The sequence below is a fragment of the Geodermatophilus siccatus genome, assembly GCF_900103785.1.
Lineage (GTDB): Bacteria > Actinomycetota > Actinomycetes > Mycobacteriales > Geodermatophilaceae > Geodermatophilus > Geodermatophilus siccatus.
In genome coordinates this window covers 511583-526345 of sequence record NZ_FNHE01000003.1, presented here as the reverse complement: position 1 = coordinate 526345, position 14763 = coordinate 511583, and the positions used below count along the sequence as shown (strand labels likewise).

The following is a 14763-nucleotide window of genomic DNA, read 5'->3' as shown; positions in this document are numbered from 1 at the left end:
CTGATCCCTGTCCGGGGTCGACGCGCTCGGGCGGAGGCTGCACCCTTGCACAGCGGGCATCACCATCCTGGCGCGGCCGGGCACCGGGCGCCAGGGCAGGACGCCCCCTGCCCTCCGCGCCAATGTCGGGTACCGTGCACATTGCCGTGGGGTGTGCCGTGGAAGCGGCGTGACCGGCGGCGCACGGCGGCGGTGTGACGCTCCAGCCACGGGTGCTCTCGCCGCCGGCGCTGGGGTGGTCCGGAGTCTCCGCGGCCGACCAGCCGAAGTGGAGAGGACCAGGCGCATGGCCGGTCCCACGGATCGCTCGAGCCCGCGCACGCGGGCGGCGCTGGACGAACTCGGCCGGCTGCTGCTGGCCGACCACACTCCGCCGTCGGTGCTGCGGCGGATCGTCGAGCTGGTCCAGCAGGCGCTGCCGGGGGCCGCTGACGTGTCGATCACGCTGATGCGCGACGGGAGCCCGACCACGGCGGCCTTCACCGGCCGGCTGGCCGAGGAGCTCGACGAGACGCAGTACGAGCGCGGCTACGGCCCGTGCCTGGACGCCGCGATGAGTGGCCAGTTCACCGAGATCCTCGACGCCCGCGCCGAGGACCGGTGGCCGGAGTACGTGCCGGTCTTCCTCGAGCACGGCGCGTTGAGCTCGCTGGCCGCGCCGGTGCCCGCGCCGCACCTGAGCGCGGGGCTGAACGTGTATGCGCGCACCGCGCGGGCCTTCGGCGACGACGACCGGTCCGCCCTGGCCGAGTTCGCCGCCTACGCCGGTGCTGCGCTGACCAACATGGACGCCCTGCAGGACGCCCGGGAACTGGCCGAGAACATGCAGAAGGCGATGGAGTTCCGCTCGGTCATCGAACAGGCCAAGGGCATCCTCGTCGAGCGGTACAGGCTCACCGCCCAGCAGGCGTTCCGGCTGTTGGCCGAGGCCTCGATGCACACCAACCGCAAGGTGCGCGACATCGCCGAGGACCTGGTGCTCACCGGCGAGCTCCCCGCCGCGCCCCCGATCCGCCGGCCACCAGCCGACGGCGGCAGCTGAGCGCCGGGCCGCCGCACGCATCGGCCGTGGCGAGCAGAGCCACCCGCCGCCCCCCCACGGAGCACGATCTCTGGACGGACCCATGACCGACCCCGCTCAGCACGCCGACGGAGCCGCGCCGCAGCCCTTCGAGGATCCGGTCCTGTCCCCGCCGGTGGACCTCGGCGCGGCGCTGAACCAGATGGCCGGGCTGGTGCTGTCCCGGGAGACCGTCGACACCGCCCTGGCACTGGTCACCACGCTGGCCGCGGCCACCACCGCCGGCACGCTGGGCGCCGCGGTCACCGTCGTCGACGAGCACGGCAAACGCTCCCGCGCCGCGTCCAACGCCGCCGCCGAGCAGGCCGACGCCCTGCAGTACGAGCTCGACGAGGGACCCTGCCTGACCGCCTGGCGCACCCGGCAGCTGGTGCGGATCGACGACACCACCACCGACGGCCGCTGGCCCCGCTGGAACGCGGCGGTCAGCGCACTGGGCGTCCGCTCGGTGCTCAGCGCACCCCTGCTGGTGGGCGAGGAGTCGATCGGCGCGATGAAGGTCTACTGCGAGCGGCCGATGAACTACGGCCCGCACGACGAGCACGTCATGCGCCTGCTCGCCGGTCAGGCCGCCATCCTGCTGGCCAACACCCAGAGCCTGGCCGAGGCCCGCCGGCTCAGCCGGCAGCTGACCGAGGCGCTCGCCAGCCGCGACGCGATCGCGCGGGCCACCGGCGTGCTGATCGCCACGAGCGCGACCGGCGAGCAGGAGGCATTCGCCACCCTGGCCGCGGCCGCCCGGCGCACCGGCCGCCCAGTCCACGACGTGGCCTCCGCCCTCGTGGCCGCAGCGGTCGCCCGCAATGCCCGCGGCTGACCGATCGCCGACCATGACCAGCGACGAGCCCCGGCGGCGCATGGACGCCGCCCGGGTCCGCGCGGAGCTGACCGTCCAGGACCTGTGGCTGCGCTACGTGGCCCTCGGCGGCACCGGCGACGCCTTCGACCTGGACGGCTACCTGCAGGGACTCGTGCCGTTGGAGACCTTCCAGCAGGACATCCTCGCCCAGGCGCTCAACGAGGCACTCGAGGACAGCTACCGCGCCTACCGCGTCCCGCTGTCGTCGCTCCCGCCTGGCGACGCCGTCGACGAGCCGCTCCGCCGCTTCGTCGACGACCTCCTCGACCGCGGACCGCCCGCGTCCCCAGAGCAGTCCGAGCCACCCGCGCACCACTCCGAGTGACCCTCGTCCGCGCCAACCCCGACGAGGCCAAGGGTGGTCCGACGGCCACTGCTCAACCGCCGGACCTGGGCCGTCGGCACCGGCGGTGACGACAGCCGTGCGACCAGCCTCGCGCTGATCCCACGGCCCAGGCAACCTGCACTGATCTAAGTCGACGACGGGCCTGGCGCGACTCGAGGACTGCCACGCCCGCCAGTCCTGATCGAAATGCCGGCCTCTGGGACCGGGTCCCAGCCGGCCCAGGCCCGCACGCCCATGGCCTCGATGGACGCGGGGTGGCCGCGGTGCGCTCGTCGACGGTGACGTCGGCGAGCACGAGCGGCTCGCCGCCGAGCACGTACTGGCAGAACGACTCAGCGACGGTGTTCTGCGTCGGGCTGCCCGGGGCCAGGCCCTGGCTGCTCAGCCAGAAGGAGCGGACGCCGTCGACGACGGTCATGAATGCCAGTGGCGCCCCGGTCACCCGCTGGGCGATCCGGGTCAGCCGGTCGAAGGACTCCTCGGCCGCGGCGGCAAGCAACTGGGTGGCGCGCACCGCGGCCAACTGCGCGGCCGCGGACGCCGTGCTGCGATCCGCGGTCGCGTCGCGGTCAGCGGTCGGGCGGGCACACTCACGTTCATCGTGCTTGACCGGTTGATGGCGCCCGCCCATCCGCCCGGAACCTCCGGCGCATGACGTGTGCACGGCGGCGGACACGGCGGGTCTGGCGTAGACAGGAGGCGAGCGGCGCCGTGACCACGTTGGCCCTCACCGCAGACGGCCGGCACCACGTCGGACACAAAGCGTGCACCCCAGCCACCCCAGCCAGCGGACGGCGGCCATGACGCGGCTACCGTTGCAGCGGCACCGGGGGACTGTCACGACGCCCTGGTCTACGACGAGGTCGACCACCTGACCGCCATCGCGGCTCCGTGGCTGCTGCAGGGGTTGGCCGACGGCGACGCCGTACTTGTCGCGGCCGGACCGGCGACCACGCTGGCCACCGCGTCGCCTGCGACCTCAGCGCGGCTGGTGGTTCGGGATCTCCCCGGTCTCTACCAGCCGCCGGGCCACCTCCCGCAGCTTGACGTTGCTTTCCATCGAGAGCCGGCTCAGCACCCCGAACGCCTGGTCCGGCGTGATCTTCAGCCGCTCGATCAAGATGCCCTGAGCCATGCCGATCACGTTGCGGGTGTCCATCCCCGACCGCAGGTGCTCCTCCGTTTGGGCGCTGCGCAGCGCGACCGCGGCCTGCGCCGCGAAAGCCAGGGCCTCAGCCCGTGTCTCGGCGTCGAAGGCCCCCGGCTGTGGCGAGTACAGGTTGAGCGCGCCGAGGCTTTTCTGCTCAGCGTCGGTGAACAGCTGCAGGGACAGGCTGCTGCGGATGCCGGTCTCCTCCGTCACCGCGCGCGTCCAGCGGGGATAGCGCTCGTCGACGGTCATGTCGTCGATCTGGAAGGTCTCCTGCTGCCAGATCGCGTCCAGGCAGGGACCCTGTTCCAGCTCGTACTGCAGCAGGTCCGCGCGCCCCGCACGGTCGTCGCTGGTGGCCGGGGTCTCCACCTCGCGGCGGTTCTTCACCAGCGACACGCTGGCCCACGTCTCGCCGTCGAGGTTCTGCGCGGCGGCCTCGACCACCCGCTGGAGCGTGTGCTGCATGTCCGGCTCGTTGACCAGCTCGCGAGCGATCGCGGCCAGCCGCTCGTTGAAGTTCGACATCTCGGCTACCACGTGCTCCTCCCAGGACGCCCGCTCACTGCGGATCTGCCGTCGAGGTGGAGAGCACGAGCGAGACGCCGAGCCCAACCACTCGGCGGCTCGCCGGTCGTGGCGCTCGAGCGGGCCGCTTGTTCGACCCGCCCGAACTACATCCTCAGTGGAACCCGGGTTCCACCGGACGTCCCACCACGGTCACACCGCGCCGCTCCGGTGCCAATGGGCCCCGCCCAAGGGCTTCGTCCGGCGGCCCCGGGTTGCGTAATCTGTCCGTCCGGTGAGCGGCCACCCCCGCCGTCTGCACCTCGGGAGGCAGCGTGTCGGCGCCTCAGGAACAGCCTGATCCGGTCCGGCGGTCGTCGTTCTCGTTCCACGACGAGGCCGAGATCACCGACTTCATCCGGCAGACGTACGCCGAGAACGCGACACGGTTCGCGCCGATCCGGAACGGCGCGCGGTTCTCCGCGCTCACCAACGACACACCCGTCCTCGGCGCCGACCGGGTACGCACCTCCATCGACTACACCGGCACCAGCACCGAGGGCTTCTCCGACTACGTGTTCTTCGTCGTCCACGCCGGCAGCGTGCAGGTGAGCAGCCGCGACGCCGACACGATCGCCCACGGCGGGGATGTCGCGTTCTATCCCCTCCGGGTCCCCGTCCAGTTCGACATGCACGGGTTCGATGTGACCACCATGCGGCTACCAGCCGACCGGATCGCCCGGGTCGCCGAGGAGACGACAGGTGTACCCGCGGCGGAGCTGCGGTTCCACGGCATCACACCGGTCTCGGCATCGATGCACCGGTACTGGCGGTCCCTGCTCGGCCTGGCCAGCGGAGCCCTGATGGACCCGGACTCCCCGCTGAGCTCGCCGCTGCTCGCCGAGGACATGGCCCGCACCGTGGCCACCGCCGCCCTGCACACCTTCCCGAACACCACCATGACCCGGGGGCACGTCCCGGGCCCGGGCCCCATCACCTCGGCGGCCGTCCGCCGCGCCGCCGCCTACATCGAGGCCCACGCGCACCGGCCGCTGCAGCTGGGCGAGATCGCGACGGCGGCAGGTGCCAGTGCCCGCGCCCTGCAGTACGGGTTCCGGCGGCATCTCGGCACGACACCGCTCGGCTATCTGCGCCGGGTACGGCTGGAACTGGCGCGGCGCGATCTGCACCGCGCCGACCCGACGCGCGGCGACACCGTCGCGGCCATCGCGACACGGTGGGGGTTCGCCAACCCCGGCCGCTTCGCCACCGCCTACCGCGCCGCCTATGGCGTGCTCCCGGGGCAGACCCTGCGGGACTGAGGGCGCGAAGGCGCGGGCGGGGAGCGATCCTGATCCGCGAACCGCGGCACTCGGTTGGCAGGGGCGCCGGACAGCGAGGAGCCGCTCCAGCCGCCAATGTGGCACTTAAGTGCACGTGAAGGGCACAACACCCGCCTGATTCGGCGCTGAACAGCAAAGATGGCGCCTGGAGTCCCCAACCTTTCCAAGGTCGCCGCGGTCGTCGAGTCGTGGGCCGACGCGGAGCGATTGCTGCGCTGACATTGGCAGTTGCGGCCTGCTCGCACCGCCGCTCCGGCCCTTGCCCTGGCGCACGTCGTCCGCGCCCATCTCAGGTCTTCGACGCCGACGCGCTCCTCGGTGCCGGGGCGGTGCCGGGCGGATCGCGGACGGGGCGCTGTGGGTCGGCCTGTGGCACTAGGCCTGGCCGTGCTCCCGCTGTTGGTCGCCCGCCGGGCACAGGTCCGCCACCCTTCCGTGCGGCCCGTTGACGGCCGTGCCCGTCGGCCTGCTCGTCACCGTGGCCGACCTGTCCAGCACCTTCCCGTTCCTGAGCGCAATCGAGCGACCGCCGGCTGACGTGGTGACCCTCGTATCGGTAAAGGCACGCTGAAGGCACGGCGATCGGCGAAGAAGCCTCTGACCAGCACAAAGGGACGCTAGGAACCCTAGCCTTCCAAGCTGGCCATGCCGGTTCGATCCCGGTCACCCGCTCCACACAAAACTGCAGGTCAGACGGGCTGTTAGATCTCCCGGAGGAGTACTGGAGGACCGTCTGGAAGGCCCGTTTCAGGCCCCTGTCGACCCCTGTTTTCCGCTCCATTGGTCATGTTGTGGTCACGCCGGGCGGCTCGATACGTCCAGGTGAGAGCCCTCGTTCGATCCCTCCGACGGGGTCCGTGACCAAAATTGGTCACGTGGTGAGCTCGAGGCCGTGCCGAGCGGCGATCCGCCGAGCAATCTCCTCCACCGGGACCGCCAGGCGCTCGGCTGCGGCGCGACTGTAGACGACGACGGCGTAGACGGCGTACTGCCACAGCGGGGTCTGCCACCAGCCAGCATCGCTCAGCAGGTCGGGCTGCAGGCCGCCACGCAGGCAGGCGGCTGCGCACAGGGCGTACTGGCTGTTGCGGTGCTCCACCCGTCCGCGGAACGTCACCTCGGGCAGGTAGCGCTCACGCAGGCCGTCGTATTCGAGCGGTTCGGCTCCGGGCGGACACGCATGGTCGAGCGCGGTCACGGCAAGTTGCAGTAGAGCGACGTCCTGCGCGAGCGTATGCGCCAGGTCAGCGGGGGCGACGGCCGCCAGGATGTCGAAGGCGTCGTCTCCGCGAGCCAACGCCCCGAGAACCGCGCCCTGGGCATCGCGACGGAGTGCGTCCACGTCGATCGGCTCACGCTTCGCCACCCCGGCATTGTTGTCAGCACGGGGGGAGAACCGGATCACCCCGTGCCGCCGCGCAACCGAAAGCCGCCACCTCGCGGTGACGGAGAGTGTTGCCCTCAAGAGGGTCTCGCGTACGACGGCGCGCTACAGCGGATGACCGGCCCGCACACTGCCAGGCCGTCATGATCGCGTTCATGGCGGTTCGCCACAGTTCCATAAGCCGTGTGACCAGCAGAGAGCTACGGCCGCGCACGGCTACGAACGACCATGAACGCGACCAACTGCAACCAGAACTGCAACCACCGATGTCGACCGGCGCCCTTCGTCAACACGGCACTGACCGTTCTCCCCGACCCCCACCCGATCACTCTGAGGGGTCCACGTTCGTTCAACTCGAGGAGCAAAGAGTGACGGCGAACTTGGCGCACCTGTGCGCGTCCAGTGCGCCATCGGGATGACCGCCAAGACCACGGCTCAACCTTCGCCTGCACCCGAGGATTAGGTCGCGACAGGCTTGTGCCGGCGCTCCACAGCGGCCGCGACTGCGGCAGGGATGGGGATGGCAGGGTTAGGCCAACCGCGAAGATCGATTCCCCGATGCGGCGCCAACGCATGCTCTCAGCTCGGCGATGAGGTTCGAGGCGTCGCCAGGAACTTGCACCACCTCTGCGAAATCAAAGGGCGCCGAACCTGCCATGTCCTGCAGGCAGGCAGCAAACCGCCTATCGCCCGTCAGGAACAGGTCACACTGCACCAGGTAGCTTGCGTGCTGGGCATCACGGGGGCTGCTGCTGGTGACCTTGGCGAGCACCTGTTGCCGCTGCGCGGTGTTGGCGAGCCAGTGGTGCGGCACGTCGGCGGCCTCGATCTCACTAATCCAGAATTGAGCCCAGGCGCGGTCGGTGATGCGCCGCGGATCGATGTGGGTCTCCAGCCAGTCGGCGAGCGTGCGGAGGGTCCCGTTCCCAAGATTGCCCTGCACCGCTTCCGCGAGGGCCAAGCTGAAGATCCCATGGCCCTCGGATCGCCAGGCTGCCAGCCCGGGCTCCGGCGGCCAAAGGTCCCGCAACCAGCCAGGGCTGGTTGGGGCAGGTGAGTACCAGTCGGCGGACGTCTCACCGGCGTCCCGGGCCACCTTGTGATTCTCGCGCTGTACCGCGTAGACGGCGTCAGCGTCCGCCGTCGGCAACGTCCGAACCTGCTTCACCACAGCCGGCCAGTTCTGCCGCGTCTCGTGCCAGAGTTCGACCGTCCAGTAGCGATGCAGTTGCTTCCAGCGCGCGACATCGGGGTCCGGCCGAAGCCAGCCTGGATGCAGTCGCCGCACCTGCGTGATGACGTCGTGACAGGCCAGCTCCGCCTCGGTCGGAAGCGCCCGGCGGGGACCGGCCAGCATGGCGCGAACGTCCCGACCTGACGCGACGACATTTCCCGACCGGGCCAGTTCAAGAAGGATGCTGGGCGCCAGCACCACCTCAACGCCAGCCTCGGCCATGGCGGCATAGAAGGCGGGCCCGCCGTCGATCCGGCCGAGCATCGACCAGACATTGGTGTCGAGCAGCAGCCGCGGACGGGCCGCGCCCTCTTCTGGCGTCACTCGGTGCACCGCACCACGATGGCGGCTCACGAGCGGGAGGTGGCTAGTCGCGGGTTCAGGGTTACCCCCACACGGGGGACGACACGGCAGTACCCAGCCAGACGAGTCTGCCGACTGGGCCGGCTACCGCTCATCGTGCGACCGCCAGAGGTATGCCGAGTTGAGGCCGGCCAGCGTCCGCCAGCCGATGCACGCGCCGACATCGCTGAAGGCGTCGTCCATCCGTGCGATGACCGATTCTGCCATGTCCGCAGTCAAGTACGCCGCTTCGCTGCCAGCGTCGATGCCGCTAGCACGTAGCCGCTCGCGGGCCCGCGCGTCGTCATGGACGAGGTAGTTGCGCCAGCTACTCAGCCAGCGCAGCGTTCTGACCGTCTCGGCATCGGCCTCGTCCTCGGTGATGGTCTCCACGCCGGAGACAGTCCGGAGACAGCGCCCACCGTCACGCAGACCTAGGCGTCCGACTTGTCCTTGGACCTGGTCTTGGCCTTCAGGTAGGCGAGCGCCTTGATGAGGGCCTTGGCGAGGGAGGCGAAGCCCGAGAAGCGGAACGCCTTCACGGCGACGGCGGCGTCCTTGTAGTGCTCGGGCTGGATCTTGCTCAAGAAGATGAGGTAGGCGACCCAGCCGAGCAGTGAGCACACGGCGGCGATCGCGAAGAGGACCACAAAGGGCGACACGGACGGCTCCAGTCCAGCCCCGATCACCCTGGCTGACCGAGACGGGTCGGCAGTCGTGTCCTACTCCCCCTCGCGTGGTGCGAGGAGACGTTGCTGGAGCAGGCCCGCTTGGGGGGCTCTCTCCGATGAACTGAGGAAGAAGTTGTAGCGGCCCACTCTTGGAGCCACGCGCACCTCACGGCCTTCAAGGGCCCAGTGCAACTCGGTCACTCAGGCACCCTGCCAGGGGAGGTGGGAGCCGCTGCAGCCGATCTTCTTCTTCAGTTCGAGTTGCTGCTCGTTCTTCCGTGGCTCGCTAGGCACCACTGAACGAGGTACTGCGGGTACTACGGCCTTGCGGTACTACGGCCTTGCGGTACTGCGGTGATGCGGTCTTGCGGTAACGCTGTGTTCCACCAACCTCGCAAGCTCTCCGCGAGGTGGACTCAGAGTAGCGGCTCCCGTGCCGATACGCCACAGGTGCAGAAAGCAACAAGGCCCCTGCCAAAGCAGGGGCGCAGTCGCTCAGTTGGGTCAGGGGGTGACAGGTGCAGCGGCTGCGCTGGTCAGGACAGCGACGGGCGCCTCACGGTCAGCAACGGCGACGTCCCGGTGGCACCGGAGAGGGTGTCGTCCACCTGGTAGGCGATGCGCAGGGTGGACGCGGGGTGTCTTCCAGCCGAGGACCTTGCGGGCTCTGCTGTTGACGGCGGACTGGACGGCGAGGAGGTCCTCCTGGGCGCAGCGCGACAGGTCGGCGCCCTAGGGAAGTACTGCCGCAGCAGCCCGTGGGTGTTCTCGTTCGTGCCGCACTGCCAGGCCGTCATGATCGCGTTCGTGTCGGTCGCTGTAGTTCCGTAAGCCGCTTGACGTGCCGGTTCGCACTATGGGGAACAGTGGGGCACGAGCGCGAACGCCGCCAGCTGCAACCACGACCGTCGCATCCAACGGAACGCCGATGACGCTGGAGCAGCATCGCCGCCGATGTCCCAGAGAGAGGCCTGAGGGACAGCCGCGGGCAACCACCCGTCGACACTGTCCCTGGAGCGGATCTCCAGCTCGGCAGCATCACGTACCGCTCCCTCTCGTTCACATCGCGAAGTGGTCGCGGCGACGAGATCATGGGCGTATGAGCGAGCGGGAACAAGTGCTGCGGCCTGAGCCTAGTGAGAGCCCGGATGTCTTCCACGGGAGCATGGACAGTCTGAACGTGCCCGCGCCAACGCCGGTTGATCAGCCGGTCAGCGCACTGCTTGGTACGCCGACCCCCAGTCCCGCCCCCGCTCCAGAGTCAGCGCCCACCCCTGATTCGCAGCCCACGCCGCCGACCGACTACGAGGGGTAGTGGCCCCTTCCACCTGGGTCTCGGTGCTCCTTTTCGTGATCTTGATCGCACCGGGCCTCCTGTTCGACATCCTCTCGGCCCGCCGTCGAGTAGGGGCCCCCGAGTCGGCGTTCCGAGAGACAAGTCGGGTCATACTCGCATCCTTGGCATTCAGTGGATTCGCCTTTTTGGTCATCGCCACAATCAGAACCTTGGTGCCAGCATGGATGCCGGATCCGACACCGCTTATCGCAGACTTCCACGGCTACATGCAGCGGCACTACCGCCTTGTCCTGCGAGCTTTGGTGCTCGAATTATTGCTGGCCCTTGCCGCCGCATCTGTCGCACATGCATTTCTAGCTCGGCGGCAAGGAGCTGGACTGCGCCCCGTATCGGCCTGGGTAAAGGTATTTCGCAACAACGCGCCGGCTGGCCGATTGCCGTACGTGCGAGTGAGACTTACCAATGGAACCGTTTACATGGGTTACGTCGCCCACTACACGGCTAACATCGAAGGTGGGGATCGAGAGATTGTCCTGTCTCCCCCCATGTTCGCCAAGCTTGAAGGCAAGCCATTATCCCCCATCCCCGCAGAGTGGGAAAGATTAGTGATCGGAGGTGGGGTCATAGAAAACATCAATGTTCAATACAGGCCAGCGCCATCAGCCCAGAGCTGAAACGGGTTACTCTCCGCATGTGTCCTTCAGTAACCCTTTTGTTGTCGCTTCGTGCACCATCTAATGCATAAGCTCGGCTCCCTCCAGGCCGCGAGGGCCGCCGTATACGCCAACCAGCCGTTCTTGAAACCGGTCGACGCGTAACGATCGCCATATCGCGGGACCGTGCCCTCGTCCATCCGTATGTCGATCGCGGCCGGCCCGCGTTCCCCCTGCTCACTCGCTTGACCTTGCCACGCTAAGCCCTGGCGACGCGGGGGTGAGTCTCAAGCGGGCCCGCCCCCGCCCAGGCACGCGGATTAACTTAGCGGCCGAAGGTCGCTCAGCCAGTAGAGGGGTCCAGGGCTCAAGAGGCCCACCTACGCTGGCCGACCATGGCAGGCGCCCCGTGGCCGGGAGGTCCCCACTACACGGAGTGGGTCGGAGCCGAGCGCTGGCGGGGCTGGGTGCTCTACAAGCTGAAGTCCGCCGACTGGTACATCGACCGGCTCGAAGAAGTCGGCGAGCGCTTAGGCTTCGACCGGCACGTGGGTGTGGAGATGGCGTTGGACGGTGCGCTGGCCGCCCTGGTCGGCGCCTTCGACGCCGCGGTCGGGGCGGTGATCCGGGCAGCAGAGCTGTTCGAAGAGCAGCACGCCAAGGACTGAGGCATGACGCCCCGCGCGCCGATGGAACCGCATCGCTACGAGTGGAAGCACGCGAAGAGCAGGCTGCGCATCGAGGCCGCCCAAGTCGGCGTGGACAGCACCGAGTTCCGGAAGTCGGTCGACATGGCGCTGAAGCGCGAGAAGCACGGATGGCTCGTCCACCTTCGCGATCTGCGCAACGCCGCCATCCACCACGACACGCTCGCCCGGCACATCGACGTGACCGTCGGGTCGGTCCAGCAGCAAACCGTGTGGGGCATCACCGTCGACGGCCGTGGCGAGGAACCGGTCCGGTACCTGCGCGGCAGGCGCCGGCTGGTCGAGCTCGTCGTGCTGCCGATGCTCGAGGCCTGTGACCGCATGGCTCCTCTCGGCATCCCGCCCTCGAGGGACATCCAGAACGTGACCGTGCGAGGCGTTACCGCCGTCATGATGATCCCGCAGGACGAGATGCAGGAGCTCCTGCGGAGCCAGGGCCTCATTGACGGGCCGGCACCGGGAGCCTAATGGCCAGCGCGTTAGGGGTCCGATGCTCGCTCAGCTGATCGTCCACATCCCCGGGGACCGGGAGACCGACCCCGACGCTTACGCCGCGGCGTCACCGCCCGAAGCGTTCGGCGCCCACTCCGGCCACCGCTCCACCGCGCGCAGCACCTCCCAGACCTGCTCGACCGGGGCCTCGACGTCGATCCTGGTGCTCTGCTCCACCGGGCCATCCTGCTCCTGTGCGCTACTAGAGACAGGCCAAGATCAAGTGCCACACACGTCTTGCACCGTCGGGTTTCGGAATTCGTGGTGACAGGTTCTCTGGAGGTCTGCCCGCACCGTCGGGAGCATGACAAGCAAGACGAACGGCAGCTATCGAAGTCGGCGGCTCCAGCGAGAGCGGCAGCGCCGTGAACCACGTACGGATCAACCGCGAGAACATGCAGCAGCGCCACGGCCAGAGGCCGACGGTCGGGCAAGACGTGCCGCCGCGACGCGATGCGTCTGGTGCGGTGGGCCGATCACCGCTGGCAGTCGCGGGCCGATCCCGAAGTGGTGTTCGGCCACCTGTCGACACCGCGCCTGGGAACAGGTGCGGGCCGCCGCCTCCGGACGAGTTGCGGTCCAGGTGGTCGAACGACAGGTCGAGGTCCGCGTCCCGGCCGTACCCACTCGTCGGGACTGGACCGGACTCCTCGGCGAACTCGCGCGCCAACTAGACGACGGCCGGGTCTACGACCGCGACCTTCCTAGCCTCGCCGCGGCGCTGGGCATCGTCCTCGACGCCTACAGCCGGCGCACCAGCGCCAAAGGACGGCCTGCCCATGTACGGCGCTGATGCAAAGGCGCTGGCTAGTGTCGAGAGACCGGTATCCAACGCCCGTTCGGCCACTAGAGACGGAAGCAGCCAGTGCCTCCTCGAGCACCCACCGAGCATGGCCACTCTGGCCACGGTCGGCGGCACGGGCCAGACGCGCGTGAGTGGCGGCGATGACCCTCACCGATCGGGAAACTCCGGACCAGACTCGACGTCCGCTACGGCCAATCGGCTGGCGGCTTCGAAGTCCTCCCAGGACACATCAGCAAGCTGTCCGCGGAGCGCGCCGTACGCCGGGCGGATCGGCGGGCGTTCGTTCTCAGCCACGATGCGCAGGTGCGCGCCCGGCCGGACACCATGGCGCGCCAGCTCCTCGGGTGCGATGCCGCCATCAGCACCCACCACGACCTTGAAGCCCGGATCCGCACTCACGCGTCTAATGATCACACGGCGAGCCAGGACCGGAAGCAGGACTGGAGGAGTACCGGAGGTCGCCGGCGACGCTCGATCGCATGACGATGCGAGCGGCACAGGATCAGGATTTCGACCGCGGTCCGCTGCTGACCGTCGCGCAGGCCGGTGAGTACCTCGGAACCGGCGAGCGGTTCGTCCGCCGGCTCATTACCGAGCGCCGGATCAGTTTCGTCAAAATCGGCAAGTATGTGCGCCTCGAGCGCTCGACGCTAGACGCCTTTGTGGACGCCCGCCGCGTCCACAGCCAGCGGTAACGACGGCGGACAACCGCTGACGCTCCCACCAGGGTCGTGGTATGGCCAAGCGGACGTTCGGGTCGGTCGACCGGCTCCCCAGCGGCCGCTACCGCGCCCGGTACCTCGGCCCCGACGGTCGACGCCACGCCAAGGTCTTCGACACCAAGGCTGACGCCTGGGCGTGGTTGGCAAGTCAGCAGACCGACCTCCTCCGCAAGAGCTGGCGAGCGCCGAACGTCACCAGCCGCACGGTCGGCGAGTACGCCGAGGACTACCTCGTCCGCAACGACCTCCGCGAAAGCACTCGCGTCCTCTACGCCGGTCTGTGGCGACACCACCTCACCGAGCCATGGGCCGACGTCCCCGTCGACGAGGTCACCCCCGCCGCCGTCCGCTCCTGGCACGCCAAGGCCGGCCGGACGACGGGCCCGACTGCGCTGGCCCAGTCGTACCGGCTTCTGCGCGCCATCCTCAACGTCGCGGTCGCCGACGAAGCCATCGCCTCCAACCCGTGCCGATTACGCGGCGCCGGCACGTCGAAGGCAACCCGGCCGTCCCGTGCACTCACCGCCCCAGAGGCACTGCAGCTCGCTGAGCAACTGGGGCGGGACCGGAGGACCGCTCGGTACCGCGCACTACTGCTTGTCCTCGCCTTCGGCGGGCTTCGGTTCGGTGAAGCCACTGCGCTGCGCCGATCCGACGTCCTGCCCGGCGGCCGGCTGCGCGTCGGGCGATCTGTTCGACGCGTCGCCGGCCGATGGGTTGTCGGCGAACCCAAGACCGACGCCGGACACCGGACGGTGACCCTCCCCGCCGCGGTCGCGGCGGTACTGGAGGAGCACCTGGAGAAGCACGTCCCAACTCCTCCGGACGCCCTCCTGTTCGCCACCAGTACCGGCGGCTACCTCGCCCGCAGCAACTGGAACTCGACCTTCCGCCGCGCCGCCGACGCCATCGGCTTGCCAGCCGTCCGACCGCACGAACTACGCCACACGGGGGCTACCCTCGCCGCGGCGACCGGCGCGACCACCAAGGAGCTGATGCGCCGGCTGGGTCACTCCTCCCCCGCCGCCGCGCTGCTCTACCAGCACGCCGCCGACGACCGCGACGCCGACATCGCCCGGGCCCTCGACGCCATGCTCGGTGCCATCACCGAGGCGCGGGACGACGTCGAGTAGCGGCCGGAGTGACGCCGCCTCAGAGGCGAATGGTCAC

17 protein-coding genes and 1 pseudogene are annotated in these 14763 nt (G+C 69.3%); 10 read left to right on the top strand and 8 right to left on the bottom strand.

Translation table 11 applies throughout. The annotated features are described in order from the left end of the window. The first annotated feature begins 286 nt into the window (after positions 1 to 286). The 4 genes from BLS21_RS08405 (at position 287) to BLS21_RS24590 (ending at position 2903) form a co-directional block, all read left to right on the top strand. On the top strand, positions 287 to 1042 hold the full coding sequence (locus tag BLS21_RS08405; protein ID WP_091216311.1) for a GAF and ANTAR domain-containing protein: 756 nt from the start codon (positions 287 to 289) through the stop codon (positions 1040 to 1042). An 82-nt stretch (positions 1043 to 1124) separates the two neighbouring features. Next, positions 1125 to 1898 carry a GAF domain-containing protein gene (locus tag BLS21_RS08400; protein ID WP_091216309.1) on the top strand — a complete coding sequence of 258 codons (774 nt, stop codon included), beginning with the start codon at positions 1125 to 1127 and terminating at the stop codon, positions 1896 to 1898. A 13-nt stretch (positions 1899 to 1911) separates the two neighbouring features. Beyond that, a complete protein-coding gene (locus BLS21_RS08395; protein ID WP_139177060.1) occupies positions 1912 to 2265 on the top strand; it encodes a hypothetical protein in 354 nt (117 codons plus the stop codon). A 275-nt stretch (positions 2266 to 2540) separates the two neighbouring features. Next, positions 2541 to 2903, top strand: coding sequence for a hypothetical protein (locus BLS21_RS24590; RefSeq protein WP_139177059.1), 363 nt, complete (start codon positions 2541 to 2543; stop codon positions 2901 to 2903). 362 nt (positions 2904 to 3265) lie between these two features. On the opposite strand, the gene BLS21_RS08385 is transcribed toward BLS21_RS24590, so the two are convergent. Continuing rightward, the gene (locus BLS21_RS08385) at positions 3266 to 3976 is read right to left on the bottom strand and encodes a GAF and ANTAR domain-containing protein (RefSeq protein ID WP_139177058.1); all 711 of its coding nucleotides are present in this window, start codon (positions 3974 to 3976) and stop codon (positions 3266 to 3268) included. A 302-nt stretch (positions 3977 to 4278) separates the two neighbouring features. Between BLS21_RS08385 and BLS21_RS08380 the strand changes: the two genes are divergently transcribed. After that, on the top strand, positions 4279 to 5265 hold the full coding sequence (locus tag BLS21_RS08380; protein WP_091216299.1) for a helix-turn-helix domain-containing protein: 987 nt from the start codon (positions 4279 to 4281) through the stop codon (positions 5263 to 5265). A gap of 892 nt (positions 5266 to 6157) precedes the next feature. On the opposite strand, the gene BLS21_RS08375 is transcribed toward BLS21_RS08380, so the two are convergent. The 5 genes and pseudogenes from BLS21_RS08375 to BLS21_RS25835 form a co-directional block, all read right to left on the bottom strand. Continuing rightward, positions 6158 to 6652, bottom strand: a complete 495-nt coding sequence (locus BLS21_RS08375; protein ID WP_091216529.1) for a hypothetical protein — start codon at positions 6650 to 6652, stop codon at positions 6158 to 6160. 547 nt (positions 6653 to 7199) lie between these two features. Beyond that, positions 7200 to 8237, bottom strand: coding sequence for a hypothetical protein (locus BLS21_RS08370; RefSeq protein ID WP_139177057.1), 1038 nt, complete (start codon positions 8235 to 8237; stop codon positions 7200 to 7202). Between the two features lie 114 nt (positions 8238 to 8351). After that, complete coding sequence (locus tag BLS21_RS08365; protein ID WP_091216294.1) at positions 8352 to 8639, bottom strand: hypothetical protein; 288 nt, start codon at positions 8637 to 8639, stop codon at positions 8352 to 8354. Positions 8640 to 8680: 41 nt separating this feature from the next. Continuing rightward, on the bottom strand, positions 8681 to 8908 hold the full coding sequence (locus tag BLS21_RS08360) for a hypothetical protein (RefSeq protein ID WP_139177056.1): 228 nt from the start codon (positions 8906 to 8908) through the stop codon (positions 8681 to 8683). 645 nt (positions 8909 to 9553) lie between these two features. Beyond that, positions 9554 to 9705 (bottom strand): annotated as a pseudogene (locus BLS21_RS25835) (IS30 family transposase); the annotation flags it as partial. A 526-nt stretch (positions 9706 to 10231) separates the two neighbouring features. On the opposite strand from BLS21_RS25835, the gene BLS21_RS24580 reads away from it, so the two are divergent. The 3 genes from BLS21_RS24580 (at position 10232) to BLS21_RS08350 (ending at position 12042) form a co-directional block, all read left to right on the top strand. Next, entirely contained in the window at positions 10232 to 10888 is a 657-nt protein-coding gene (locus BLS21_RS24580) for a DUF6338 family protein (RefSeq protein ID WP_139177055.1), read from the top strand. Positions 10889 to 11262: 374 nt separating this feature from the next. Further along, positions 11263 to 11535 carry a hypothetical protein gene (locus BLS21_RS08355; protein WP_139177054.1) on the top strand — a complete coding sequence of 91 codons (273 nt, stop codon included), beginning with the start codon at positions 11263 to 11265 and terminating at the stop codon, positions 11533 to 11535. Between the two features lie 3 nt (positions 11536 to 11538). Beyond that, positions 11539 to 12042: a hypothetical protein gene (locus tag BLS21_RS08350; protein ID WP_091216288.1), complete on the top strand. Its 504-nt coding sequence runs from the start codon at positions 11539 to 11541 to the stop codon at positions 12040 to 12042. Positions 12043 to 12120: 78 nt separating this feature from the next. Here the strand turns inward: BLS21_RS08350 and BLS21_RS08345 are convergent, their stop codons facing one another. After that, the gene (locus BLS21_RS08345; RefSeq protein ID WP_245700169.1) at positions 12121 to 12243 is read right to left on the bottom strand and encodes an SRPBCC family protein; all 123 of its coding nucleotides are present in this window, start codon (positions 12241 to 12243) and stop codon (positions 12121 to 12123) included. 775 nt (positions 12244 to 13018) lie between these two features. Further along, entirely contained in the window at positions 13019 to 13270 is a 252-nt protein-coding gene (locus tag BLS21_RS08335; protein WP_139177053.1) for a hypothetical protein, read from the bottom strand. Positions 13271 to 13350: 80 nt separating this feature from the next. On the opposite strand from BLS21_RS08335, the gene BLS21_RS08330 reads away from it, so the two are divergent. Continuing rightward, complete coding sequence (locus BLS21_RS08330) at positions 13351 to 13566, top strand: excisionase family DNA-binding protein (protein WP_245700168.1); 216 nt, start codon at positions 13351 to 13353, stop codon at positions 13564 to 13566. Positions 13567 to 13607: 41 nt separating this feature from the next. Then, on the top strand, positions 13608 to 14726 hold the full coding sequence (locus BLS21_RS08325) for a site-specific integrase (protein ID WP_091216282.1): 1119 nt from the start codon (positions 13608 to 13610) through the stop codon (positions 14724 to 14726). The last annotated feature ends 37 nt before the right edge of the window (positions 14727 to 14763 follow it).